We start from the raw sequence: 25,604 nt of genomic DNA on the forward strand, positions 1-25,604 counted from the left end.
CATTTACCTGTTGGACAGCTGGATAAAATACCATCCGCCTTCGGTTACGACCGGCTTGAAGGTTTTTACTTTCAGCTTCAGCTCTTTAGCGATTAGATGGATATGCTCCTCAGTCGGTGTTGGGTATAGGTTTTCAAATGCAGAAAAGAAGCTGTTAAAAACACTTGAAAACTCCTCGCCCTTTTTCGAATGAAGAATGGGCGTGATAATGGTAATGGATCCTTTCCGGCTAAGCCAGCTTTTCAAGCGGGATAGCAGCTGCTTGCGATCCTCCGGCTGGATGTAGTGCAGTAAGTTATTGACCATAATTAAATCAGCCTGATGCTCAGGTGAGTATTCATGAACATCCGTGGTGACAATTTTAATGTTGGGAATATCTTTGCAATTGGTCCGGGCAGAATCTGCTACCTCTTCATTAATTTCAATGCCTGCCAGTTTTGCTTGCGGGAACTTTTGGCTGATTCTGCTTAAATAGCCGCCTTCCCCGCAGCCTATGTCGATGATCCTTTCCATTTTGTTTTTCTTAATGGTTTTCATCAGGCGCGGAAGTGCAAGCTGTTCAAGCAGTGACGAGGTTCTCGCTACGGTTGATCCATGCTCTTCATGGTCAAAAGTGTTTTTCTTATTGGAACGGAGCAGTTCTGGATAAGAGAGTAAAGTCGGGATATGCAATTCCATCATTTCCTTCAGGATGATTCCTGTGGATCGGGGGTTTTTGGGTGTGGACGGAAGACTGAATTTAGATGCTGTCTTAATTTTATCCTTTCCTTTCTTTTTCAAATGGCGGATCGAAAGCCCCACCTCCACCCACCTTAAAAGCAGCTCCTCCTGAAGATTTTTGCTTGCTGCTACCTCTTTTACTGTTCTCCAGCTGCGGAACTGGGAAAAAAGATCAAGCTCGAAGCCTACATACGCATGCCAGCTGTACAAAAACGGCTGGTTCTTTTTCATCCAATTTCGTGCTTTTAGTAATCTCACATATTCATTTATCATGGCTGTTCAACCTTCTTCCACGGATAGTCATCTTTATCTGTATAAAAATAATGGCTTTTAGCTGCAGCTGATAATTCTGTTCTTCTTGCCGGCAGCATTCCTGCCTGAATTAATCGATCCCATAGGCTCTCTGACCAATATCCGAGGCCTGAAACATTCAGCATTTGCTTATATTGCAGGGTTTTATCCCTTTCAATCTGCTTCAGGCCCTTACGGCGTATTCCAGTAATAACCCGGTTGGAATAGGAATAGGCTATGGCGGATAAATGGCTGAGGCTGATCATATTTTCAGCCCGGGGCTTCCGGACTTTTTCATACCATTTAAGCTTGTCCGGCGAAATTCTTCCGCTCGCATACATCTCTGCAAGCAATTCACCAAGCACATCCGCATCCTGAATCGCCATATTCATTCCTTCACCTGCCATCGGGTGGACCGTATGGGCCGCATCCCCCAAAATAGCGAGTCTTCCATCCACATATTTATCAGCATAATAGGCTGTCGGAATCATCAGCTGAATATCCTCCCAATTCTTCAGCCTGGTCACATACCCCTCCAATTCCGGAAAAAGCTCTAAATAGTTTTTATGGAAATAGTGAATTCCTTTTTGGAGATGTTCCTTATAAGTGCCCTCCGGAATTAAATAGACAGACCGTACTTTCGCGTCCGGCAGCGGAAATAATCCAAGGAACCGTTCATCCTTAGAAATGATCTTCCCTTCTTCCAATGATTGAGGCCGGGGGAACGTGACAGTTAAAAATTGATGATTATACTCAATCTTTCTAATCTTGCTGTTCATTACTTTTCTTGTTATGGAATTCCTTCCCTCGGCACCTATAAAAAAGTCAGCCCTCACTGTCAGCTGCTCCTTTACATCCTTCCGCTCAACCATTAATTCGCCATTGTCATAGCCTTTTGCCAAGGTCCCTGACAAATAATGAAAGTTTGGATATTGAAGCGCCCGTTTCAGAAGGATTCCTTTCAGCTTTTCATGCTCGATCATGAGGGAGTAATCATAATCTCCCGGCAGGATGCTATAATCCATGGCAAACTCTTTCTCCCCTTCCTCAAACGCAATTCGGGAAAATGAAAAGCCATTCTCGCGGATCACATCCAAAGCGTCCAGCCGCTTAAAAATTTTCAAACTCTTTGGCTGCAGGAGTTCTCCCTTATAAACGGAAGATGGGGCATCCAGCTTTTCCAGAACGAGAACATCAATATTGGCTTGAGCCAGCTTCAATCCCAGCGTCAAACCGCCAATCCCTCCGCCTGCAATTGCAACCTCTGTATTCAAGGACATGTTTCCACCACCTTTGTCTTTTATTTAACCTCCTTTTTAAAAAGCAAAACCAATGGATAAGCTGATATTACAATGTCTGGAAAAAATTATAAGAACAAACTTTTGAAAATAGGAGTATGATTGTGGGAGAAACCTATATTTTCAAAATCCTGTATAATAGAGAGTGTAAAATCAATTAACGTCCCTTATAGGGCGATATATAGCAATATTTTTGGAGGCATTAAGATGAGAGAAATAGCAGTCGAACAATATATCCAAATGGACAACGCAGTTCCGGTCGATGTCAGGTCTCCAATTGAATTTGAGGAGTGCAGCATTCCCGGTGCTGTCAATGTGCCGCTTTTCACTAATGAAGAACGTGTGGAAATCGGAACCCTATATAAAAAAGAAGGTTCTGATGCGGCTAAGTGGAGAGCGATGGAAATCGTTTCACCTAAAATTCCGTCCATGATGCAGAAAATCAGAGACCTGAAAGATGATGGCTTACAGCCTGTCATTTACTGCTGGCGCGGCGGCATGCGCAGTAAAGCGGTTACTACTTTTATCACATATGCCGGTGTTTCGATCCCCCGTTTAATTGGGGGCTATAGAGCGTACCGTCAATATATACTTGAAAACACAGCAGACTTGATTCCTGAAAAAGCAGTTGTTCTGCACGGAATGACCGGCGTCGGGAAAACGGATGTGCTGAAAGTGTTAAGCGAAAAAGGATATCCTGTTATTGACCTTGAAGAAATGGCAGGACACCGCGGATCGATCTTCGGCTCCTTTGGCATGGGAAACGGCAGCACACAGAAAACGTTTGATGCACTATTGTATCAAGCCCTTTCTGAGGTTAAAGGTTCCCCTTATGTTATTATGGAAGCCGAAAGCAAACGAATAGGCAAGGTTGTTCAGCCGGACGAGCTGCTTGATACCAAAAAAACCGGAATTCATATTGATATGTTTTCAAGCATTGAGTCCCGTGTGCAGCGCATCCTCCGTGACTATGTTGAACCTTATCATAAAGAAGAATGGTTCAAGCCCAAAGTTGATGAAAGTGTTGTGTTTATTAAAAAACGTCTGAAAGATACTGAAATCCGTGAGCAGCTTGATGAATCAGCTGAAGCAGGAAACTACGAGCTATTTATCAAACTTTTATTAGAACACTATTACGATCCGCGCTATGCCTTTAAACAGCATGACTATGAAGGCCAATTCCACCATGTGAATGCGGATGATGTGGAAGCAGCTGCACAACAAATTATTCACATTATTGAAAATCAAAATGCTCCCGTCCTCTGACGCGGAGCATTACTTTTTGCGAGCGACAAAAGATATATTTTTATAAAACATAGATAACTAACTATTTAAATCGGTTGACACTGTGGTATGATGATAATAATATTGAACAAATCGTTCTTAATATGGAACTATGTATATGATATAATCCTATTACATACAAAATAAGGTGTGTGGTATACGATGATCGGTGATCGTGTAAAAAAACTTCGCCAGGAAAAGAAAATGTCCTTATCTGAGCTTGCAGACCAGGCCGGTGTAGCAAAATCATATTTAAGCTCACTTGAACGCAACCTGCAAACCAACCCATCGATTCAATTCCTTGAAAAAATCGCGGGTGTTCTGAATGTTCCCGTGGAACATCTAATCCATGAGCAGATCAACATGGAAGATCTAGATTCAGAATGGATGAAAATTGTGAAGGAAGCGATGGAGTCTGGGGTTTCGAAGGAACAATTTCGGGAGTTTTTGGATTTTAATAAGTGGAGAAGCGGACAAAAATCATAGATGCAATGAGCCTGAATGTACAGGCTTATTTTTTTGGCAAAATAAAAAGCATTTCCATATAGAGATGCCTCTAACAGAAATACTTACAAATACCGGATATTAAGCTTCGATCAGAACCTCTTTGGCTCTGTTATTATGTAAAAACTCTCTAATTTCTTCCTTTTGCAGGCCTAAGTTCTTTGCTTCCATAATTAACTGCAGCCACTCCAAATCAATTCCTTTGACCTTTACATTTTGCTCCGTCAAAATATCTTCCCCCCAGGATACGTATCGTATTCCAGGCAACCCAGCCATCGTAGTATTTTCTCAATACCTTAGACCCGTGACTTTGCGTCCTCATCTTTCAATGAGTTTGCCTTTTTCTGCGCCTATCGGCTCAAAGAAATATTTTCCATAGATGTATTCTACTATGGGCGTATTGCTAACGTTGTCAGATTTTGTATTTTTCGTTTATTATTTTAATATTAAATTAATTTGTTTTTCGACAAAGTCCTATATGCTGTAGTTGTTTTAGATTACCTGTACCCTCACCTTTTAAAGGAAGTTGTTGTTAATGGTCGAACTCTTTTTTGAGTAGTAGGAAAGTCCGATTCTTTTTCTGTAGTTTTTGCTGATTTGTTTTATTGAATAGGTGTGCGGAGTTTTGCATTTCTTAAAGGTCGTGTGGACTGGTTCAAGGGTCATAGCATCCAGAAAGACTTCATTCGTTAAATCAGTGTGGCAGATCGGGCATAGCCAGCTATCCGATTCACTGCTGCTATATGAAGGTTTGTGGCATTTATGGCAGTTCTTTCGGTACATTTACAGCCTCCTCATTTGATAAGAATAGTATTTTACTCTATCGGTTATTAAGTTAGAGCTTCAAAAATCCATAAAACATAAAGTACTAATGTTAATGAATAAAGATAAGCTGCACCTTTTACCAATACCTATACTTTAGTTTCCGGCGGAAAATTAATCTAAGTTGACAGCAGGATTGAAAAGCCTGAAAAAACAGCTTTAACAAAAAGAAATAATAGGGGTTCTATAGCATATAGAAAATCCATTATTGGATTCACTTCTTCAATCAGCGAAAGTCTAATTCCAAAGAACGTCAAGAGACCATCCAGAAGATTAATGAAGGCAAGATACTGCAGAATTTTATTCATAGGTTCACCGCTTAATGAGCAGCTTTTTGATTATATTCATTAACTGCTTAGAAAAGTTCTAAACGCGAATAAAAATTAAGGCCTTAAAGAATCAGTTCCTTAGGCCTTAATCTAATGTTCACTCCGCAGCCTTCTATAACGCCATAATAAAATTACGCTTCCGGCACCTAAAAATAGTGCACCGATAAGTAATAAATTATAATTATTAGTTGCGGTATTTGGGAGCTTATTAACCTTCTCTGGAATTACCGTGGCATCTGTGGATGGTGGTGAATTATTAGTTCCCCCTCCAGAATTATTATTATCTCCTGATCCGGGAGTCTCGTTGTCGGTTCCAGGATCACCTGTTGCTTCGGCAAGAAAAATGATTTCAACCTCTGCAGCGGAGTTTTGAAACTCATTTCCCAAATGCTCAGGCATTGTTACTTGGAAAAATAAAGTTTCTTCTGTACCTTTCGCTAATTCTCTGGGAGAGAAGCCTTTAAAGTCTTTAAGTTTCCCTTCGTAAAGCAGCTTTGTATCTTTCTTAACCTCAAGCTCTAATTCCTCAAAAAGTCCTTTGACAGACTTCGATTTTCCAATGTTAGAAGTATATTTAAAATCTTGATTGCCATCATTTTTTATCGTTATATTTCGGGGCATCCAGTCCCCTGGTTTTAAATTCTCTACTTTAAATAGGTATCTATTTGAGTTTTCTAAGTTCGTATTAATATCAATTTCCTTCTCCACTGCTATTGCAGTTTCGTTTCCAAAAACAATTAAGAAAATAAAGCTATAAATAATAAATATTTTTATAGGTTTTGCCAGTAAACTTTTAACTTTCATGGCATTCCCTCACAACGATATATTTAACAAAAGGCGGGAATTTAATTCCCACCCTTTGTTTTGAAATCCTATTATCTTGCAACACCAGCGCCTTGCTTACCATCAAATGTCCATTTCAGTTCTAAAGAATCGCCTTGGAATTCGTTTTGATCAGCATTGTTTTCTACAAACTCATATTGTACATAAAGAGTATCAGAAGTACCTGCTGCTAAGTTTCCTCCATTTTCTGCAAACCAACCACTCCAGAAGTTCCCAGCAATAACATCAGGGCTTGAATTTTTCAGATCATAAAGTGTAGTTGACCAAATTGGCGCGTCTAATTTATCAGCATTAATTAAGAAATTAACACGAATATGTTTCCCAAGATCATCCCCATTATTTCCATTTGCATCATTAACTTTATAATCGGTCATCAAATCAATTGTAGCTATATCCAAGGTACCACCATTAACTAGTTGGAATGAACGGAGCATAGTATCTCCTGGTTTAATATTATTTACATCAATAATGGTTGTTGGATTTACACTTAAATCCAATGTTCCAGCTGCAAATTTAGCAGTAGCTTCTGCACTGTCACTAAAGTAAGCAAATGTTCCCCCACCAACTAATGAAATACCAAGTGCTGCAGATGCAATTCCCATACCTAACTTTTTCTTAAGATTCATAATAAAGCTTCCTCCTCTTACCCCTTTTTGGGTATGTATAATTTTTATATATTGACCCTTGCATTTCTACAAGGAGTGCAACCAATTTAAGCAGTTTTTTCTTCTGAGTCTGTTTTATTGTTCTTAGGATCAATTTCTCTAATGGCTTGGAAGATGCTAAATACAGCATATCCTAGGAGTAATAGTCCCGGGCCAATAAGCAAAATGGCACTTCCTTCTTTCGATTGAGCAAAATCTATAAAATATCCTACAAAAGGAATGGTGAAACCAGTGTAAACAGCTCTTACATTGTCAGATAGCACAGGTTCCATGTCTGCAGTCTTATTGTTATCTCCCTTTGTTTCATACATGACATGATCTCCGCTATTAGTGACTCCGATTATTCGGTGAGTAATTAATTTTTCTTCACTTGCCTGGAATGTAATGACATCATCTTTCTTGAGAGACTTGCTTTCTTCCGAGCTAAGCGGCTTTACTGCAATAACAGACCCAGTTTGGAAGGTAGGCTCCATAGAGCCTGATAACACTGTCTTCAGCTGATATCCAAAGGCCTTCGGCTCTCCTCCTGATGCTTTGGAGGAGACCACTAGGAAGGCCATTAAAATTAAATTAATGAATAGAACCGCTGTTATAATGTTGCTTATAATTTTCAATGCTTTTTTCAAGCTATTCACCTGCCTCATTTGTGCTTTCTTCAGAATTAACCGGAGCTTCTGAAGCCTTAACCTTGGTATCTTCCGGCTTTGATTCTTCTTTTGGTTTCTCTTCTGACTTTTCTTCAACTACAGGCTGTTCTGCTTTCTGCTCTTCTTTTGGTTCTTCTTTTGGTTCTTCTTTTGGCTCTTCTTTTGGTTCTTCTGCTGTTTTTTGCTCTGGATTCTCTTGAGGTTTATCTTTTGTTGGTTCAGCTGCTTCTTTGCCAGTTTGCTCTGTCTTATTGTTTTCTTGTTCCTTGGCAGTCTCTTCTGTTTCATCTGCCTTTTGTTCCGTTTTCTCTTCTTCCACTTTGGAAGTTCCACCTGATTCTAAAGTAACTATTATTTCTTCACTCCAGAGTTCTCCATTTCCAGGATGATCTTTGTGCTGATAAGCTTTAAACATATAGGATCCACTTTGCTGAGGAATAAAGGACAATTCTACTTTTTGCCCCTCTTTAATAGGGTCAAAAGCTATTACTCCTGTAATAGACTCACCTTTTTTGGCATTACCTTTCTCGCTGTAGTAAATTTCATATCTTCCTGCTGACTTCATATCGGAACCAGTATTTTGGATGGTTGCATATATCTTCTGTCCATCATATTTTTGTCCAATGAATTTTAGAGAGCTGCAATCCCATTCACCATGCTTCTCATCTTTGGAACACCCAGGCTCTTCTGTCTCCCAAGTACCGGCTTGAATGGTTCCAGTTACTGTGTCCCTATCACTAAAATATGCATTCGTTTGCCCAGTCAGAGTTGCCGACATCCCAATAAGCAGATACCAGGCAGCCACAAACTTAAATGCAAGCAAAAGGATTTTATTCTTCTTCCCAAATTTCCTAATCCGTTTGTATCGTATAAGAACCCCCTCCTAGTGAGTTGATGTTCTTTGAATTTATTATTTTCGTTCTTTTTATCGAACCGATAAGTTGAGTATAGTCCATCCGTATTATTTTGAAAAATTCCAAATTCAGCCGTTTTTTCGTTTTAAAGAATGTTTTTCGTTCTTTTTCTAATAATATCTCGATAATTCTCACTATTTTGTATTTTTTATTGAACGATTTGTTCGTTATAATGAAAACATCTTTATAATTTATGATAAGGGAGTATTATGCCTATGATAGGTGGCCGGATTAAAAGCTTAAGAATCAAAAAAGGATACTCAATTAATGAGCTTTCTGAAAAAGCCGAGGTATCCAAATCGTATTTGAGCTACATAGAGAGAGGCATACAGGAAAACCCTTCATTGCAGGTTTTATCACGAATTGCCAGGACACTGGATGCTAATCTTGAAGATCTGCTGGAAGAGAATAAATTAGAAATTACCGATTTGTCTAAGTTGGATGAGGAGTGGGTTTCACTTGTCAAAGAAGCAATCAGGCAGGGAATCACAAAAGAGGATTTCACCTACTATCTGGAGTTTATTAAATTTAAGAAGATGAATGGAGGGAACGTTTAGTTGAAGGTTAGAGGCCGTTTGCTGCTTATAGCTGCCTCCTTCATTATTCTAATCGGAGGCGGATTGGTTCTTTTCTCACTGCAGGAAATGTACGCTCAGGAGAAGAAAACAAAGGATTCCTTAGCCCACGCACAAGAAAGAATTCAAAACGAAATGAATAAAGAAAGCAATAGTGTTCTCCAAACAGAACAGCCTGCAGATGTTTCCTTCGAGCAGGGTGAAGCCATTGGCATTTTAAAGATCCCCCGCTTGAAAGCTGAACTTCCCATTATAGAAGGAACAGATGAGGATGAACTCGAAAAAGGGGTTGGCCATTACTCCACAACTGTATTTCCTGGGCAGCCCGACCAGATTTTATTATCAGGGCATCGAGATACAGTATTTCGCAGTCTTGGCGAACTTGAAATCGGTGATATTTTTCTAGTCAGCATGCCATATGGTGAGTTTACATACGAAATTACAGATTCAAAGATTGTGGATGCAGATGATACCACCGTAATCCGTTCTACCGCACCTCACGAAATCCTTACTGTTTCCACCTGTTATCCCTTCTCCTATGTGGGCAATGCACCATCCCGTTATATCCTGAATGCAAAAAGAATACAAAATTAAGAGGCTCTTTCCCCAGGAAAGCGCCCTTTTTACTTTCTTCTAGACAAACCCCCTTCCCCCATAAAAGAACCTGTACATATCCTTCACTATATGGGTTTCCAGAAGGGACGTATCCAGATGATTAACTTCTTAAGATTAGTGCTTTATTTAGGCATTCTCATTACAGCTATCATTCTATCAGTATAAAAAGCCAGACTCTCAAAGTCTGGCTTTTCCTTTACTTATTCAAACTAACAGCAATTCTAGAACCTACTTCGGCATTATGCTTCAACAAAGCAATGTTCGCTGTCAAGCTTCTTCCTTCTGTTAATTCCTTCACTTTTCCAAGAAGGAATGGCGTTACTTTTTTGCCGGCGATGCTGTTTTCTTTTGCTTAAATAAGTGCAGTTAACTCCGCCTTTTAGGCCCGGTTCCCAGTTTTTGCGGATGATTTCTTCTACCTCTTTTGCTGTCTGAACATTTTGCGGGTACGGCATTCCATGTTAAATGATTGTGGACTCAAGGGCTGCAACTATTTGCTTTCTTTGCCTCTAACACTTCTTCTGAGTACTCAAGCCATTTTTCTAACATGATGTCACTTCTCCTTAGTCGAAATATTGTTTGAATGTTTCCTGCAAGCGTGTGTTGTTTAGGTTCGGATTAACGGTTTCAAGGGACTGCAGAGCCAGCATGGAGCAGGACATCCCGATTTTGCAGGCATCCTCTGTACCCAGGCCCTTTAAATGGGCAAAAATAATTCCCGATACAAGCGAATCGCCTGCACCTGTCACATCAGCAATTTTCACCTTCGGAGGAAGCTGCACGCCTGCTTCACCGTTGTTTGTGAAGTAGATCAGCCCTTTATCTCCCCGGCTGATGACGACTTTTTCAACACCTTTTTTCATAATTTCCTGTGCCGCCTTAAAGAAGTCTCCTTCATTGCTGATCTCTATCCCCGTTAGTGCTTCTGCCTCATTTTTGTTGGCAATCATCCAGGTAACACCCTTCAAATCTTCCGGCAGATTTTTTATTTTTGGTGCTGAAACAGGAGTAATGCAAAGCGGAATGCTCTCTTCATAACACCTTGTAATAATCTGTTCTAAAACCTTTGGCGAGAAGTTTGTATCCAAAATCACCATTTCAGATGACGCCAGGTAACCCCACTTTTTCTCGATAAATTCGCTGTTAACGTTTTCATAAATGGACATATCAGCGAGTGCTACTGCCATTTCTCCTTCAAGGTCAAGCACTGCTGTATAAGTACCGGTGGTGGACCCTGCCAGCGACTGTGAAGGAGTGACATCAGCAAAGGCTTTCGTATATTCAAGAAGCCATTCGCCCTCCGGATCATCGCCCACTACTGTCATCAAACCCACATCACAGCCCAGCCTGCCAAGGTTTTCAGCAATGTTGCGGGCCACTCCGCCGCAGGACTGGGAGCTTCCTGCAGGGTTCGATGTTCCGTATTGAATCTGCCCTGTTGTCTGGATTTTTCTGTCCACATTGGCCCCTCCAACACAAAACACTTCTTTCTTTTGCGGCAGGACATAAGCTCTGCCAAGAATTTTCCCCTGCTTGGTCAGTGAAGAGATATAGCCGGCTACAGCGGACCTGGAAAGTCCTGTTTTTTCAGCCAGCTCGTTTTGGGCCATAAAAGGATCCTCTTTAATCATCTGCAAAATTAATATTTCTTTATCATTCATAATTGACCAGCCCTGCCTTATTAAACTTTTGTCTTATTTTAAACTTATGTCTGTTTGTAATACAAGTGTTATTTTTCAAAAAATTGCCAAGTTAATAAAAAAGGCTCCCGCCATAAGCGGAAGACCAAACTTTACGCAGCATTATCATCTTTTTTAATATCCTTTAAATAATACTTTTCCGAAGTGAAAAACTCGTTTTTCAGCTGTTTAACCTCTTTGCTTAGAAGAAGAACAGCCACGATGTTCGGTATTAAAATCATGGCAAGAGCCAGATCAAGGAACTGCCAGATTGTTTTCGCTGCTCCCACTGAGCCAAGAACAATGGCTGCAATATAAACGACTTTTATGGCTTTTCCGGCAAAAGAGCCAAATAGGAACTCTGCCATTTTGGATCCATAAAAGACTACGACAATGATCGTTGAAATGACAAAGAATACTAGGGATACAGCAACAAGAATACCTCCAAATGATCCAAAGTATTCCGTAAATGCCGCTGCTGTCAGGGCCGAAGGATCTTCCATTGCCCCTTCCCTTGTCCACACACCAGAAGAAAGCACAACAAATGCAGTTGCAGTACAAACAATCAGCGTATCAACAACAATACCGATAATCGCCCAAAAGCCTTGTCGGACCGGGTGATCAGTGGTGGCAGCTGCATGGGCAATCGGTGCAGTCCCGAGTCCTGCCTCATTGGAATATAATCCTCGTGCAAATCCCCATCGAATGATTTCGCCAATTGCCGCCCCAGCAAATCCGCCAATCGCAGACATTGGCTGAAACGCATAAGTGAAGATTAATTCCAACACTTCAGGAAGTTTCCCAAGATTCATAAATAACACTACTAACGCAGCACCTACATAAATGAGAGCCATAAACGGAACAAAGATTTCAGTCACCTTGCCGATTCTCTGAATCCCGCCAAAAACAACTAATGAAACAAGTACTGCTGCAGCGATTCCTGTGTAAAGGCCATCAATCTTAAATGTCTCGCTAACTGCAGCTGCTACTGCATTTCCCTGTACCATGATGCTTGGAATCAGTTCAATCATCAGCGCGAACGCAAAGATCACACCAAGCCACTTCATGTTAAGCCCTTTCGTCATGTAATACATAGGGCCGCCCACATATTCTCCATCTTCATTTTTTTCTCTGTACTTAATGGCCAATACACTTTCCGAGAACTTAATGGCCATTCCAATGAACGCAATGACCCACATCCAAAATACCGCACCCGGACCGCCAAACATGATGGCTGCCGGTACACCTACAATATTCGCGGCACCAATGGTGGAAGCCAGCGCTGATGTGAGGGCCTGTAATGGTGTAACGGTTCCTTTTCCCTTTGGCTTTTTAAATACACTTCCAAATGTTTGCTTAAAAATATATACCGGATAACGGAACTGGAAGAAACCAAGCAAAAAGGTCAAGTACAGACCCGTTCCAGCTAATAATAGGATTATGGGATATCCCCACAGCCATCCTGAAATATCTCCAACGACTTCTAATAACGTATCCAAAAAAATTTCCCCCTTAATGTTATGCACAGTTGCTCTTATGACTCCATTCCCTTTTATTTACCAGTTAAACACTTAGTTACCAAAAGAATATGTGAGGTAGACATATTCATAAATTTCATGTATAGTTAGCTAGGTAACTATTTTAAGCAGGTGAATACGATGCACCCAAATCAAAGTGAATTTTTTCATTCCATCAACCAATTTACACGCCATTTTTCCAAAGTACTTAATGAAAGTTTGGTGCCCCTTGGTTTATATGCTGCTCAATGGACGATTATTTACCGTCTAAAAATTGGTGGCCCGAGCACTCAAAAAGAGATTTCTTCTTATCTGGGAGTTGAGGCTCCGACCATGACCAGGACATTGGCCCGTCTTGAGAAATCGGGCTGGATCATCAGAACGGCAGGCAAGGACAAACGTGAAAAATTGATTTCACTGACTGATGCAGCCATCCAGGAATACGACAATTGGCTTGCCGCCGTGCGATCAAGTGAAAGTAATGTCCTTCAGAACATTACGGAAGAAGAAATCGGCACGATGATCAGGCTTATGGCAAAAATGAGAGAAAATATGGTACCAGGCACCTAGACCATTTCACCAAATTGGTATAGGTACCTGGTACTTCATTGTTAGGAGGACAACATGAAGAAACAGCCATTATGGACGAAGGATTTTTTGAGTATTTCTATTACTAGTTTTTTCTTATTTATGGGGTTTTATGTTTTGCTGACTACGCTTCCCCTTTATATTTTGGATGATTTAAAAGGGGACGAAACACAGGTAGGCCTAATTATTTCGGTCTTTCTGATTGCTGCAGTAATCAGCCGGCCTTTTACAGGGAAATGGATTGACGAGGTTGGACGCCGAAAGATCCTAATTGCTTCCTTGATTGTGTTTGCCGTATCTTCCCTGCTTTATTTCTGGGCTGACTCTACGCCTGCTCTTTTAGCACTGAGATTCCTGCACGGAGTTGGATTTGGCATGGCCACTACTGCAACTGGGGCTATCGTTGCTGATATTGTGCCGAATGAACGCAGAGGCGAAGGACTTGGCTATTATGCGATGTTCATGAATCTGGCCATGGTCATTGGCCCGTTTGCCGGTTTGACGATCGTTCAATACGCAAGCTTTTCATGGATTTTTGCTTTATGTACAGTTTTATCTTTTATTGCTATAGTGCTGGGTGTTTTTGTAAAAATACCGCAAAAAGCAGAGAGCACTGTGAAGCATCCAAAATTTACACTTTCAAGCTTATTTGAAAAAAATGCAGTTCCTGTGGCAATTTCTGCAGGCATCCTTGCTTTTGCTTACTCAGGAATTCTTTCCTTTATTTCTGTTTATGCGAAAGAGCTTGATTTGCTTGAAGCTGCAAGCTTCTTTTTTGTGGTATATGCCGCATTCATTATTATGTCCCGCCCATTTACAGGCCGCTGGTTTGATGCGTACGGAGAAAATAAAGTAATCTATCCGGCCATTATTCTTTTTGCTGCTGGGTTGTTTTTACTCAGTCAGGCAAACAGCACCTTTGTGTTTCTGCTGTCAGGTGCGATAATCGGATTGGGGTATGGCACTATTGTTCCGAGCCTTCAAACCGTTGCAATCAAGCAGGCGGATCCCGCTAAACGCGGGCTTGCAACCTCGACCTTTTTCACACTCTTTGATACCGGGATTGGATTAGGATCCTATGTTCTCGGCATACTTGCTGTTAAGACAGGCTTCTCATCGCTTTATTTTATGCTTGGTGGAGTAGCATTGTTTGGCTTGCTCGTCTACTACCTTCTTCACGGAAAAAAGACAGAACCAAAAACCATTCATTCAGAAGCAGATCTTCCATTATAAGAGCCCATTAGCGGCTCTTTCTTTTTGTCAATCTAAAATTATGTATATTTTCAGAATATTATTTGTATTTTTGTGAACATTGGCATATAATGTAATTAATACCTTTTGGGAGGTTCGCTAATGACCATTGTTCATGTATTGAATTTTTCTATTCCAATTGCCTGTGTATTTTTATTTGGTGTCATGGTCGACCGCATGTGCAAACCGGATGGCACGGAACAGAAAGCAAATGAATAATGATTTTTAACTTCAAAGCGGCTGGATTACAGCGCTTTTTTATTTTCAATGCAAAAAGAAACCAGCCTCTAAGGCTGATTCCCCGTTCTTGGCAATATTAAAATCTCTACCCGTCTGTTCTTCGCTCTGCCTTCCTTGGTATCATTTCCGGCAACCGGCTGAAATTCTCCAAAGCCTTTGGCACTGAACCATTTAGGGTCCAGCTGGTCATTCTTCAGGATTATTTTCATAAAGTTGACAGCGCGCATCACACTGAGCTCCCAGTTTGATTCGAAGTTTGAGTTGCGGATCGGGACATTGTCTGTATGGCCGCTGATGATGATGTTTCTTGGCGGGTCCATGATGAGAAGCTCTGCAATTTCACTTGCCATTTTTAAATCCTGCTCACGGACTTCTGCACTGCCTGAGCCGAACAGGACATTATCCCGGATTGACACAAGCAGTCCTTCGGTGGTTAAAGAGGTTTCCAGTTTATCTGCCAGATTTTGATTTTCGATAAATGCATTGACTCTTTGCTGCAGCTCTGCCAGTTCTTCCTGATCGGCAGCCTGCTTCAGCTTTTCTTTTTCCAATTCATCCAGAGCTGCCATTTCCTCCAGATCCTTGCTTGGCTTTTCGGACACAGCATCAGTGGATTGCATTTGGCCTTCAGGCATTGGGCTTGGGAATTCCAATACCCCGGTTCCGCCTGAAAAGACATCGTTAAATGCCTTTGATAGCTTTTGAAATTTCTGGGCATCTACGGAACTCATTGCGAATAGGACAATGAATAGGGCCAGAAGCAGAGTTAATAAATCAGCATACGGCAAAAGCCAGGATTCATCTACATGATCCTCATGGTGCTGCTTCTTTTTCCGCCTACTCATCCTTCGTCACGCTGCTTTCTTCAAGGAATTTTCGGCGTTCTCCTGCAGGAAGGTAGGAAGCAAGCTTTTGTTCTATTACCCGAGGAGCCTCGCCTTCCAATATAGAAAGAATTCCTTCGATCATCATACTTTTAATTTTTGCTTCCTGCTTGGATTTTCTCTTTAGCTTATTAGCAAACGGATGCCAAAACACATAACCCGTGAAAATCCCCAGCAAGGTTGCTACGAATGCCGCACTTATGGCATGACCGAGGCTGGTGGTGTCCTCCATATTTCCAAGTGCTGCAATTAATCCAATTACTGCTCCCAGCACCCCAAGGGATGGGGCATAGGTACCTGCCTGGCTGAAAATTTGCGCTCCGGCCTGATGTCTTTCTTCCATCGCTTCGATTTCTTCGCTTAATACATCACGTATATAATCGGCACTTTGCCCATCAACAGCCAGAGATAAGCCGTTCTTTAAAAAAGTATTTTCGATTTCGTTCGTTTTGACTTCAAGTGCAAGCAATCCTTCTTTTCTTGCCAGCTGGGCCCAATCCGAAAACATCTTAATCATCTCAGCCGGGTTCATCAGCTTTTCTTCTTTAAATAAAATCCCAAAAAGCTTGGGCACCCGTTTGATTTCATTTGTTGGAAATGCAATTGCCACTGCTGCTGCAGTTCCCAGGATAATGATCAGAATAGCGGCCGGGTTAATCAGAACAGACGGGGAAACCCCTTTAAAAACCATCCCTACACCAACTGCTATGATCCCTAATATTACTCCTATAATCGTTGTTTTATCCATGCAAGCCACACCTTCTATGTAGTCTGAAATTCTCTAAAACCTTCTATTATTAATTTCGGATGATTTTTACAGTTCTTTAGGAAATTTTTCATATATAAAAGGCAGAGGTGCTTCCCCCGCCTTCGTTTTTATTGTTTTTAGAACCAGCGGCATCCGCAGAAACCTCTTCTTCTGCGGTCATCGTCATCTCTTCTGCGGTCATCATCATCTCTTCTGCGGTCATCGTCATCTCTTCGGCGTCTGCATCCTCTTCCAGATCCAGCTAAATCTCTGTTGTACCATAAGTCACCTGCACGCGATACATCATCACGGCGATGTCTTCTGCGGTCATCCTCTGCTCCGCCAACACTGTCTCTTCCACAGCCGCAATGTCTTCTTCGATTGTCCTCGATTCCAGCTACATCGTCATCTCGGCGGTGATTCCTGCGGCGATCATCATCTTCTTTTACAATTACTCTATCGGCTCTGATCTCCACTTCATCTGCATTAATCTCTAATCTTCTTCTCCAATCTCTCGACATAAGTCTACCTCCTTTCTAATGGATACTATAGAATATGTGCCACAGGAGTTTTTCGCATGGACAAATCCCCAATCAGAAAGAAAATGTGCCTGTTTAAAGAAAAAAACCCCAGTCCTATTCAGGAGAGGAGTTTTGAGAATTTATACTTTTTGAAAGACGAGGCTGTTTATTTTCATTAAATGCTTTAAGGCCGCCTGGAAGGTAGCATGTGTTTCAGCATTTAATTCAATGCCGGATAAGACGATTTCCTTTATCAGCTGCGGGGTCATTCCTACAAAGTAAGGCTTTACTCCCATGAGATTAATGGAATCAGTCAGGTTGCGGATTTGCTCTCCAACTTCGGAAAGGCACATCTGCTCTATGCGGTCGACCGTAATATCGGTAAAATCTATGATGGCAAATTCAGTGTCATGGTCTTTAATATGATTCAGGATTTTAGCCGTAATTTTTTCGAATCTTTCTGCCATGAGCAGGCCTGTAATGGGCACCAGTATCGCCTGGGGAATAATCGATGGAATAATCGGTGCAGTCATATCCGCTATAGCTGCCACATATTCTTCCACTCTTTTTTCAAGGACCGTTATATATTCATCTTTGTTCATATATTCTCCTCAATTCCAATCATCTAATCCATTAGAATAATTTATTGTTAATTTTTTCTCCGTAGTTTTTGAAAAGGGATGAGTTGGTGTTTTGTCTTCTTTTCGACATCATGCTGTTAAAGCGAAGCATCTTTTCGTTAAGTTTCTTCTGCAATGCTTTTTTTTCTTCCTGATCCTCACATTGTTTAATAAGATCTTCGATTGTCAGCATTTCCTTCTTCATTTGGTTTTCTTCATCAGTGAATCCTGCATTTTTCATGATGCGGTAGGCCATGCGCAAATTCTCAGGGACGGAAGACAAGTCATCGAACGGAAGCGGTTTCCCATAGCCTGGCAAATTATCAAAATCGCCATCCTTGTACGCTTTTTTTATCCGATCTTCAGACAGTATAGAAAAGAAGTCCAATCTCAAGTTCCCCCTTCACTTCATTTGTTACTTATTATTATATATTTTCGGTGCTGCTTATTAAAGTAATTATGTATATGGAGGACCTGCAGAAAAAACAAGAGAAAGCTTGCGCCTCCTCCCTTCAGATTTTTCCTATTAAGTTCGGATCAATGTTAATCCCGGTCTGGCCAGGCTGCCAATTGGCCGGTACACCTTTCCCTGTCTGCTTTGCATATTGAATTCCCTGCATGATTCTGACATGTTCATGCAGATTTCTGCCGACTTCACCGGGGTAAATGAGCTTCGCCGCAATAATGCCATTGGGGTCAATAAAAATAGATGCCCTGACCGCAGCTCCAGACTTTTCGTCCAAAACCTTATAAGCTCTGCTTATTTGATGGGTTCGATCGCTTACCATTGGATAATTTACATTTTTTAAAGAGGGAGATGTTTCCTTAAAGACTTTATGAGCATATACACTGTCCGTACTGATGGACATTGCTTCACAGTTTAAGGCTTTTAAATATGGATTCACAGCGGCGACCGCCGCCAATTCTGTCGGTCAGACAAATGTGAAATCACTCGGGTAAAAAAACAGCAGCACCCATTTTCCAATATAATTCTCCAAATTGACCTTTTTTATTTGATGATCAATGACAGCATCTGCAATAAAAACCGGAGCACGGTCTCCCCGGCCCGCACAGAATACGGAAGCATTCGAATCATTCACGGCTATCCCCCTCCCTTCCTCTTTCGTCTCTGCTATATATACTTATGCGCATAAAAGCAAAATTGAACGGAAAATATTGAATGAGAGAGCCATACATAGTCCTGATGCCCAAGGGAAAAATAGTGAAAGAATGCTACTTCAAGAATGAAAGGAGCCTGACTATGTCACGCGGAGTCCATTTTAATCATAAAAGAAAACATCACCCCGGGGAATTCCCTGAACACACAATGGTCGAGCGGCACACTACAGAGGCACAGGAAGATGAAGAATTTATTGTGACACAGGAAGCGTTTAAAAACCGCTTTGAAGAAGATGAAGCAAAGGAACTTGAGGAAAGAGCCAAAGATTAAGAAAAGCGGAAGCGCCTTGCTCACCCCCGACAAGCACAAGACGAGCCTCCCGGAAAGGCGTTCTTTGCCTTTTTGGGAGGCTTGGCTTGTGACCTCGAGGGGGTAGGCGCTGGAGCTAGACAGTTCTCGACGTTCAGAATTATTTACTTTATAAATTTAGTCAGGGGTCTGAGAACATTCAGACCCCTGCTGCTTATATTGCGTCTATTTCAACTTCTTTCAGCCAGGACGCGCATGCTTCAATATCCTTTGAAAACACGCGATCTTTTGTAATGGAAGGCACCACTTTTCTTGCTTCTTCATAAAAACGATTTGTTTTATCAGCCATTTTATCAGAACCCCGGAATTCTGCTGCCTGCAGCGCGCAAATCAGTTCAATTGCAAGCACTTTATTGACATTCTGGATAATCTGATAAGCATGTCTTGATCCGATGGTTCCCATGCTCACATGGTCTTCCTGATTCCCTGATGAAGGGATCGAATCCACACTCGCGGGATGGGCAAGTGTCTTATTTTCCGAAACAAGTGATGCTGCAACATATTGGAGAATCATCGCACCAGACTGCAGTCCAGGCTCCGGGCTTAAAAATGGCGGCAAATCACTCAGCTGCGGGTTAACAAGTCTTTCAATCCGGCGCTCTGAAATATTGGCCAACTCCGCAACCGCGATTTTCATGAAGTCCATTGCAAGTGCGATTGGCTGTCCATGAAAGTTTCCGCCGGATATGACGCTTTCCCCATTTTCAAAAATAAGCGGGTTATCCGTAGCTGCATTCATTTCAATTTCAAGCTTTTCTTTTACATAATCAAGCGCCTGCCAGGATGCTCCATGCACCTGCGGGATGCAGCGGATGGAATAGGCGTCCTGCACACGGATTTCTCCCTGTCTTGTGATCAGGCTGCTGCCTGACAGGTATTCCCTCACTCTTCTTGCTGTATCCACCTGCTGCTGATAGCCTCTTGCCTGATGGATATTTTCATCAAACGCATCAATAATGCCGTTTAAGCCCTCCATTGTAACTGCAGCGATGAGTTCACTTTGATAAGCGATTTTTTCCGCTTCCAGATAACCAATGACTCCCATTGCCGTCATCGCTTGAGTGCCGTTAATCAGGGCTAACCCTTCCTTCGCCTGCAATGTTAAAGGCTCGACTCCCTCCTGAACAAGCACTTCCAGCGCTGGCCTTCTTTCACCCTTGAAAAACACTTCGCCTTCTCCCATTAATACTAATGCCAAATGGGAAAGAGGCGCCAAATCACCGCTCGCTCCAAGAGATCCCTGCTGCGGGATAACAGGATGAATTTGTTTATTCACAAGCGCTAAAAGAGTTTCTATCAAGACAGGACGGACTCCTGAGAACCCTTTTAATAAAGCATTTGCTCTTAATAGGAGCATAGCTCTAGAGACAGACTCAGGGAATGGTTCCCCTACACCGCAGGCATGCGAGCGGATTAAATTCAGCTGAAGGTCCTCTACATCTTCCTGATCAATTCTTACGTCGCTGAATTTGCCAAAGCCAGTGTTAATGCCGTAAATGACTTTTTCTTCATTTACAATTCTCTTAACGGCTTCCAGGCTGTTTTTTACACGAAGCATGCTTTCCTCTGATGCTGCAGCCTTTACACTTTCAAAAAGCACTTTTTTGACTTCAGACAGAGTAAGGGTATTTCCATTTAAAGTAACCACGTTGCTCTCCTCCCCGTGAGTTAAAGTCATCATCGATTTTGTCATTTTTTCCATTTCATATCCTCCCCGGTACGTTAGCGAGATAAAGAAAAGGCTGTATCTCAAACACAGGTTTGAAATACAGCCTTTTTAAAAAGATTATTTGCAGTATCAGTTTTTAGATGCCTCATCTTTATCACAGCCTAATTTTGATATATTTTCTGAATATATTTAATTCTAAGTGTCATTTAGGAGGCTGTCAATTGATTTTTACCATTTTTTAACAAGTTAGATTGTTAGAATGGTAATACAGTAAAGCGTTTTTATTTTAGCAAATTTAAAAGCCGGCATTTCTGCCAGCTTAGTTTCCTTCAATGTCTTGTCTTTTCAGTGCTTGCTTTAATGTACCGCAAGTATTAATGCCTGTGAAGTCCAGGCCAAGCTGAATGGAAGTCTGGGCAACTTCAGGGCTGATGCCGGAGATGGTGGATTTTACCCCCAGCAGATGTAAAGCTGTCGTTAAAGAGAATATTTGATGGGCAACCATCGTGTCGATGATGGCTACACCTGATAAATCAATAAATAGGTGTTCCACATCTTCTTTTGCACATTTTTTCGGAATTTCCTCCAGCAGGATTCGTGCACGTTCTGTGTCAATATTGCCTATAAGCGGCAGTACAGCTGTATGGTCTTTTACAGGAATGACTGGAGTTCCAAGTTCATTGATCAAACTTTGCTGGGCAACAAGCCTATTGGTAGTTAGTTCATAATATTTCTCTGAAAATTTATTGATGAGCTTATCAAAAGCCTTGTTAATGATCGTGCTCCATTTTAATACATCATCTGCTGTGACATCAGACAGGTTTTCGTTAATGAACTTTTCAACAAAATGCCAATAGGTTTCCCGCACATTGCTTAAAGCTTCAAGCACTTGAAAAATGGGCGTATTAGAATCCACTCTGCTCTCAGCTACTGTAATGGCCCATTCTTCCATATTCTTCTTAAATGTTTCCTCATCAATCAGAGCTGCTGAAACGGTGCGGTTGGTAAACGTATTTTGTTCTCTCAGGAGCTTCTCATAAGCGGGGTCTGCATCTGCAGAATAAATCGAGCCTTTCTGTTTATCCCTTAAAGACAGCCACATATCTGTGATATTTTTTGAATTCTCCTGAATGTAATCATAAAGATGCTGATTTTTTGCATTCATTCATTTCACCTTGTCTCTTTCTATTTGTAAACAAACTGGTAAGTCTATTGTAGAATGAATTGTGACTAATTAAAAGTAATACAACTTAGGCTGTTATTCACTTCACTGCCCAGCAAAATTTATCCCATTACAAATATTGTTGATTTTCAGCTATACTTAGTTTGGACAGAAATGGCTGAATGTAATTTGAAAGGAGTTATTATGAAATCACTTGTTCTTGCTGAAAAGCCCAGTGTTGCCCGCGAAATTGCACGGGTTCTGGGATGCCGGCAATCTCATAAAAGCTATATGGAAGGCGATAAATATATCGTGACTTGGGCTCTTGGCCATTTAATCGAGTTAAAGATGCCTGAGCATTATGACAGCAAATATAAAAACTGGAATCTGGAAGATCTGCCGATTATTCCTGACCAAATGGGCCTGAAGGTGATGAAGCAGACCAGCCACCAGTATAAAGCCATTGAGAACCTGGCAAAGCGGAAGGATATTAAGGAAATTATCATTGCTACTGATGCAGGCCGCGAAGGGGAGCTTGTCGCACGCTGGATATTGGAGAAAATCCGCTGGCGCAAGACAATCAAACGCTTATGGATTTCTTCTGTTACGGACCGCGCCATCCGGGACGGTTTTCAAAACCTTAAGCCAGGAAAACAATTTGAAGATCTGTATGAATCCGCAGTGTGCCGGGCAGAGGCTGATTGGCTCATTGGTCTGAATGTCACAAGGGCCCTGACTACTAAATATAAGGATCCCCTATCCGCCGGCCGGGTGCAGACGCCGACACTGGCACTCGTGATGGAAAGGGAAACATTCATTCAAAAATTTGTTCCAAAAGAGTACTGGACGATTCGCGCTCAAATTGGCCCTCTGCAGGCTGACTGGGAGAAAAACGGTGAAAAGCGCAGCTTTTCTAAAGAAGCAGCTGATGGAGTCCTTGCTAAAGTGCAGGGGCAAAAAGCGGTTATCCAGTCCATTAACCGGAAGGAAAAAACTGAGCCGCAGCCGCTTCCTTATGATTTGACGGAGCTGCAGCGTGACGCCAATAAACGTTTTGGTTTCTCAGCCAAGAAAACGTCGAATGTGCTGCAAAAACTTTATGAGCAGCATAAGCTTGTCACATATCCGCGGACAGACTCACGCTATTTGTCAAAAGATATGGAAGCAACCATGATGGATCGGCTTCATGGCATAGCTGCTTCCTATAAAGATGAAGTGAAGCCGATCCTCGCGAATCAAGGCAAGGTGCTGGCAAAGCGAGTCTTTAATAATGAAAAAGTAACTGATCACCATGCGATAATTCCGACTGAAGAACGTGTACACCTCGGTGATTTGTCTGCTGATGAGCGGAAGTTGTACGAATTGATTCTGCGCAGATTTCTGGCCATTTTCCATAACCCTTATAAGTATGAAACCATCCATGCTGCTATTGATGTTAACGGTGAAACATTCACAGCCAGGGAAACAGCAGTTATCGACCTGGGTTATCGCAAGGTTGAACACAGCAGTGATGAAGAAACAGGAAAACAGAGCCTGAAGAACTTCTCAAAAGGACAAAGCTATACGGTACAAACGGCTGAATTGTCCGCCAAGCTCACTGAACCCCCTCTTCGCTATTCCGAAGCTGACATTTTGACCCAGATGGAAAAATACAGCTTAGGAACACCTGCGACAAGAGCGGAAATCATTGAACGGCTTCTTGATACGGAAGCGATCGAAAGGCAAAATGGACGCCTGTTTCCGACTAAAAAGGGCAAACAGCTGATGGACCTGGTGAATGAAGATCTAAAATCACCGGAGCTGACTGCTAAATGGGAACAGGAGCTGGAGAAAATCGCACGCGGAAAAGCAGATCCCAAAGAGTTTCTGCAGAATATCCGCAAGCAGACACGGACATTGGTTTCAGAAATTAAAAAGAGCGATAAATCGTATCGTGCCCACAATCTCACGGGCTCAAAATGTCCAGAATGCGATTCCTTCCTGAAAGAAAGGAATACCAAGGACGGAAAAATACTTGTCTGTTCCAATCTTGATTGTCATTTCCGAAAGCGCAAAGATCCAAAGCTTTCAAACCGCCGCTGCCCTCAGTGCCGCAAAAAAATGGAGATCCACCAGGGTAAAGCAGGGGCCTACTTCCAATGCCGCCCATGCAATGTGGTGGAAAAAGCCCAGGACAAAAAGAAAGCCGTCAATAAACGGGAAGAACGCAAACTTGTTCAGAAATATACCCAGAAGGAAGATTCTTTTGGAACGAGCCTTGGCGATTTGCTGAAGGCTGCAATGGAAGATAAGGATTAAGAAATAGCCCTGGCTGATGTCAGGGCTATTTCTGTATGAACTGGCATACACAGCTTGTCCTCTCCATAGCATGTACTAATACTGAAAGGAGAGTGAAAAGATGTTAACCAGAATGGCAGACCGTTTCTCAAAGCTTGTGGAAAGGTATCTCCCTGACGCTTTTGTCATTGCGGTATTAATGACTCTGTTTGTATTTATTGCGGGATTTCTCATGAAGCCTTCTGAACCTGTTGAGCTGTTTAAATCCTTCGGTGACGGCTTTTGGGTGTATCTCGCTTTTACCATGCAGATGGTGCTCCTCTTAATGACAGGCATGGCGCTTGCTTCTGTTCCTTCTGTACAGCGTATCCTTGAAAAGCTGTCCTCTAAAGCGAAGACAGCCAACCAGGCTTACGTGCTGACTTTTCTCATTTCTTCTGCTGCTTATTATATTAACTGGGGCCTTGCTGTTGTAGTTGGCGCCATTATTGCCCGTGAAGTTGGGAAAAGAAATCAGAGCGCACACTTCCCTCTATTAGTGGCTGCAGCCTATGCACCAACTGCTCTATATACCGCTGGTTTATCAAGTTCAATTGGTTTGACTGTTGCGACTAAAGGCCATTTTCTGGAGGAAGTGGCTGGCGTCATTCCAACTTCGGAGACCATTTTCCATCCTGGAACGATTGCTATTTTAATTGCTCTTGTTATTACTATGCCGATTTTTATTGTGCTGATGGCACCCAAAAAAGGCATTATCTCATACGTTCCCCCTAAGACACCCAAGCAGGAAGCTGAACAGCAGGAAATTTTAAAAACTCCTGCCGGAAAGCTTGAAAGAACTCCCTTTCTCGGCATCTTTACCGGATTAATCGGATTAATCTATGCAATATTTGAGTTTGTAAACGGACGTGACCTTGACTTGAATATTATCAATATTACCTTTCTATCCTTGGGTCTCATCCTTCATAAATCGCTGGTACAATACGCCAATGCTTTTAAAGAAGCGGGTTCTGCCATTTCCCCTATCATTCTGCAATTCCCATTTTACGCTGGCATTATCGCCGTTCTCGGCAGCTCCGGGTTAGCAGAATCCATAATCAATGGAATGGCATCTATAGCAAGTAAAGACACCTTTGATATATTCACCTATTGGGCCGCTGGACTCGTCAATATTCTTGCTCCTTCAGGCGGCGGACAGTGGGCATTGCAGGGGCCGCTTCAAGTTCCTGCCGGTCTGCAGCTGGGTGTGGATCCCGCCATTACCGCTATGGCTGTCGGCTGGGGTGATGCCTGGACGAATCTGATCCAGCCTTTCTGGGCCCTTCCTATTTTAAGTGTGGTTGGCCTTCATATTCGTCACATTATGGGCTACTGTGCATTGCTGGCCATATGGGTGGGCATTGTAACTACTGTTTTGATGCTTTTTGTATATTAATAGGAACAGCCAAGCCT

28 protein-coding genes, 1 pseudogene and 1 riboswitch are annotated in these 25,604 nt (G+C 42.0%); of the genes and pseudogenes, 9 read left to right on the forward strand and 20 right to left on the reverse strand.

Annotated features, from left to right (window positions below; translation table 11 throughout):
- Positions 1-3: 3 nt before the first annotated feature.
- Both QUF73_12065 and QUF73_12070 read right to left on the reverse strand, forming a co-directional pair.
- Entirely contained in the window at positions 4-993 is a 990-nt protein-coding gene (locus QUF73_12065; GenBank protein ID MDM5226942.1) for a class I SAM-dependent methyltransferase, read from the reverse strand.
- The gene (locus QUF73_12070) at positions 990-2,291 is read right to left on the reverse strand and encodes an NAD(P)/FAD-dependent oxidoreductase (GenBank protein MDM5226943.1); all 1,302 of its coding nucleotides are present in this window, start codon (positions 2,289-2,291) and stop codon (positions 990-992) included. Before QUF73_12070 ends, QUF73_12065 begins: the two co-directional genes overlap by 4 nt.
- A 225-nt stretch (positions 2,292-2,516) precedes the next feature.
- Here QUF73_12070 and mnmH point away from each other — a divergent pair, with 225 nt between their 5' ends.
- Complete coding sequence (mnmH, locus tag QUF73_12075) at positions 2,517-3,575, forward strand: tRNA 2-selenouridine(34) synthase MnmH (protein MDM5226944.1); 1,059 nt, start codon at positions 2,517-2,519, stop codon at positions 3,573-3,575.
- Between the two features lie 180 nt (positions 3,576-3,755).
- Complete coding sequence (locus QUF73_12080; GenBank protein ID MDM5226945.1) at positions 3,756-4,079, forward strand: helix-turn-helix domain-containing protein; 324 nt, start codon at positions 3,756-3,758, stop codon at positions 4,077-4,079.
- Positions 4,080-4,178: 99 nt separating this feature from the next.
- On the opposite strand, the gene QUF73_12085 is transcribed toward QUF73_12080, so the two are convergent.
- From QUF73_12085 to tapA, 7 genes are all read right to left on the reverse strand, one after another.
- A complete protein-coding gene (locus QUF73_12085) occupies positions 4,179-4,325 on the reverse strand; it encodes an anti-repressor SinI family protein (GenBank protein MDM5226946.1) in 147 nt (48 codons plus the stop codon).
- A 31-nt stretch (positions 4,326-4,356) separates the two neighbouring features.
- A riboswitch (cyclic di-GMP riboswitch) is annotated at positions 4,357-4,446 on the reverse strand.
- Between the two features lie 167 nt (positions 4,447-4,613).
- A complete protein-coding gene (locus tag QUF73_12090) occupies positions 4,614-4,880 on the reverse strand; it encodes a hypothetical protein (GenBank protein MDM5226947.1) in 267 nt (88 codons plus the stop codon).
- Between the two features lie 158 nt (positions 4,881-5,038).
- Positions 5,039-5,227 (reverse strand): DUF5658 family protein, encoded by a 189-nt coding sequence (locus QUF73_12095; protein ID MDM5226948.1) that lies wholly within the window; start codon positions 5,225-5,227, stop codon positions 5,039-5,041.
- A gap of 111 nt (positions 5,228-5,338) precedes the next feature.
- Positions 5,339-6,052: an LPXTG cell wall anchor domain-containing protein gene (locus tag QUF73_12100; protein ID MDM5226949.1), complete on the reverse strand. Its 714-nt coding sequence runs from the start codon at positions 6,050-6,052 to the stop codon at positions 5,339-5,341.
- A 71-nt stretch (positions 6,053-6,123) separates the two neighbouring features.
- Complete coding sequence (locus QUF73_12105) at positions 6,124-6,717, reverse strand: CalY family protein (GenBank protein MDM5226950.1); 594 nt, start codon at positions 6,715-6,717, stop codon at positions 6,124-6,126.
- Positions 6,718-6,803: 86 nt separating this feature from the next.
- Positions 6,804-7,382, reverse strand: coding sequence for a signal peptidase I (locus QUF73_12110; protein MDM5226951.1), 579 nt, complete (start codon positions 7,380-7,382; stop codon positions 6,804-6,806).
- A gap of 1 nt (position 7,383) precedes the next feature.
- Complete coding sequence (gene tapA, locus QUF73_12115) at positions 7,384-8,259, reverse strand: amyloid fiber anchoring/assembly protein TapA (GenBank protein MDM5226952.1); 876 nt, start codon at positions 8,257-8,259, stop codon at positions 7,384-7,386.
- 273 nt (positions 8,260-8,532) lie between these two features.
- Between tapA and QUF73_12120 the strand changes: the two genes are divergently transcribed.
- Positions 8,533-8,874, forward strand: coding sequence for a helix-turn-helix domain-containing protein (locus QUF73_12120; protein MDM5226953.1), 342 nt, complete (start codon positions 8,533-8,535; stop codon positions 8,872-8,874).
- On the forward strand, positions 8,875-9,486 hold the full coding sequence (locus QUF73_12125) for a class D sortase (GenBank protein ID MDM5226954.1): 612 nt from the start codon (positions 8,875-8,877) through the stop codon (positions 9,484-9,486).
- Between the two features lie 217 nt (positions 9,487-9,703).
- Here the strand turns inward: QUF73_12125 and QUF73_12130 are convergent.
- The 3 genes and pseudogenes from QUF73_12130 to QUF73_12140 form a co-directional block, all read right to left on the reverse strand.
- Positions 9,704-9,944 (reverse strand): annotated as a pseudogene (locus tag QUF73_12130) (pseudouridine-5'-phosphate glycosidase).
- Between the two features lie 126 nt (positions 9,945-10,070).
- Entirely contained in the window at positions 10,071-11,168 is a 1,098-nt protein-coding gene (locus tag QUF73_12135) for a winged helix-turn-helix transcriptional regulator (protein MDM5226955.1), read from the reverse strand.
- Positions 11,169-11,299: 131 nt separating this feature from the next.
- Positions 11,300-12,685: a sodium:alanine symporter family protein gene (locus tag QUF73_12140; protein MDM5226956.1), complete on the reverse strand. Its 1,386-nt coding sequence runs from the start codon at positions 12,683-12,685 to the stop codon at positions 11,300-11,302.
- A gap of 159 nt (positions 12,686-12,844) precedes the next feature.
- On the opposite strand from QUF73_12140, the gene QUF73_12145 reads away from it, so the two are divergent.
- Complete coding sequence (locus QUF73_12145) at positions 12,845-13,273, forward strand: MarR family transcriptional regulator (protein MDM5226957.1); 429 nt, start codon at positions 12,845-12,847, stop codon at positions 13,271-13,273.
- Between the two features lie 54 nt (positions 13,274-13,327).
- Positions 13,328-14,524 carry an MFS transporter gene (locus tag QUF73_12150; protein ID MDM5226958.1) on the forward strand — a complete coding sequence of 399 codons (1,197 nt, stop codon included), beginning with the start codon at positions 13,328-13,330 and terminating at the stop codon, positions 14,522-14,524.
- 305 nt (positions 14,525-14,829) lie between these two features.
- On the opposite strand, the gene motB is transcribed toward QUF73_12150, so the two are convergent.
- The 6 genes from motB to QUF73_12180 all read right to left on the reverse strand — a co-directional run bounded on the left by motB (position 14,830) and on the right by QUF73_12180 (position 18,655).
- On the reverse strand, positions 14,830-15,627 hold the full coding sequence (gene motB, locus QUF73_12155) for a flagellar motor protein MotB (protein MDM5226959.1): 798 nt from the start codon (positions 15,625-15,627) through the stop codon (positions 14,830-14,832).
- Entirely contained in the window at positions 15,620-16,414 is a 795-nt protein-coding gene (motA, locus tag QUF73_12160; protein ID MDM5226960.1) for a flagellar motor stator protein MotA, read from the reverse strand. Before motA ends, motB begins: the two co-directional genes overlap by 8 nt.
- A 137-nt stretch (positions 16,415-16,551) precedes the next feature.
- Positions 16,552-16,935, reverse strand: coding sequence for a hypothetical protein (locus QUF73_12165; GenBank protein MDM5226961.1), 384 nt, complete (start codon positions 16,933-16,935; stop codon positions 16,552-16,554).
- Positions 16,936-17,075: 140 nt separating this feature from the next.
- Positions 17,076-17,537: an STAS domain-containing protein gene (locus tag QUF73_12170; protein ID MDM5226962.1), complete on the reverse strand. Its 462-nt coding sequence runs from the start codon at positions 17,535-17,537 to the stop codon at positions 17,076-17,078.
- 31 nt (positions 17,538-17,568) lie between these two features.
- A complete protein-coding gene (locus QUF73_12175) occupies positions 17,569-17,943 on the reverse strand; it encodes a DUF1992 domain-containing protein (GenBank protein MDM5226963.1) in 375 nt (124 codons plus the stop codon).
- Positions 17,944-18,067: 124 nt separating this feature from the next.
- Positions 18,068-18,655, reverse strand: coding sequence for a peroxiredoxin (locus QUF73_12180; protein MDM5226964.1), 588 nt, complete (start codon positions 18,653-18,655; stop codon positions 18,068-18,070).
- Between the two features lie 161 nt (positions 18,656-18,816).
- Here QUF73_12180 and QUF73_12185 point away from each other — a divergent pair, with 161 nt between their 5' ends.
- On the forward strand, positions 18,817-19,005 hold the full coding sequence (locus QUF73_12185) for a hypothetical protein (protein MDM5226965.1): 189 nt from the start codon (positions 18,817-18,819) through the stop codon (positions 19,003-19,005).
- Positions 19,006-19,198: 193 nt separating this feature from the next.
- Here QUF73_12185 and hutH read toward each other — a convergent pair whose 3' ends face one another.
- Together hutH and QUF73_12195 are read right to left on the reverse strand one after the other, a co-directional pair.
- Positions 19,199-20,692, reverse strand: coding sequence for a histidine ammonia-lyase (gene hutH / locus QUF73_12190; protein ID MDM5226966.1), 1,494 nt, complete (start codon positions 20,690-20,692; stop codon positions 19,199-19,201).
- Between the two features lie 340 nt (positions 20,693-21,032).
- The gene (locus QUF73_12195) at positions 21,033-21,878 is read right to left on the reverse strand and encodes an STAS domain-containing protein (protein MDM5226967.1); all 846 of its coding nucleotides are present in this window, start codon (positions 21,876-21,878) and stop codon (positions 21,033-21,035) included.
- Positions 21,879-22,079: 201 nt separating this feature from the next.
- Here QUF73_12195 and QUF73_12200 point away from each other — a divergent pair, with 201 nt between their 5' ends.
- Together QUF73_12200 and QUF73_12205 are read left to right on the forward strand one after the other, a co-directional pair.
- Positions 22,080-24,173 (forward strand): DNA topoisomerase III, encoded by a 2,094-nt coding sequence (locus tag QUF73_12200; protein MDM5226968.1) that lies wholly within the window; start codon positions 22,080-22,082, stop codon positions 24,171-24,173.
- A 100-nt stretch (positions 24,174-24,273) separates the two neighbouring features.
- On the forward strand, positions 24,274-25,587 hold the full coding sequence (locus QUF73_12205) for a TIGR00366 family protein (GenBank protein MDM5226969.1): 1,314 nt from the start codon (positions 24,274-24,276) through the stop codon (positions 25,585-25,587).
- Positions 25,588-25,604 lie beyond the last annotated feature (17 nt).

This window comes from Cytobacillus sp. NJ13 (assembly GCA_030348385.1).
Classification (GTDB): Bacteria; Bacillota; Bacilli; order Bacillales; family Cytobacillaceae; genus Cytobacillus.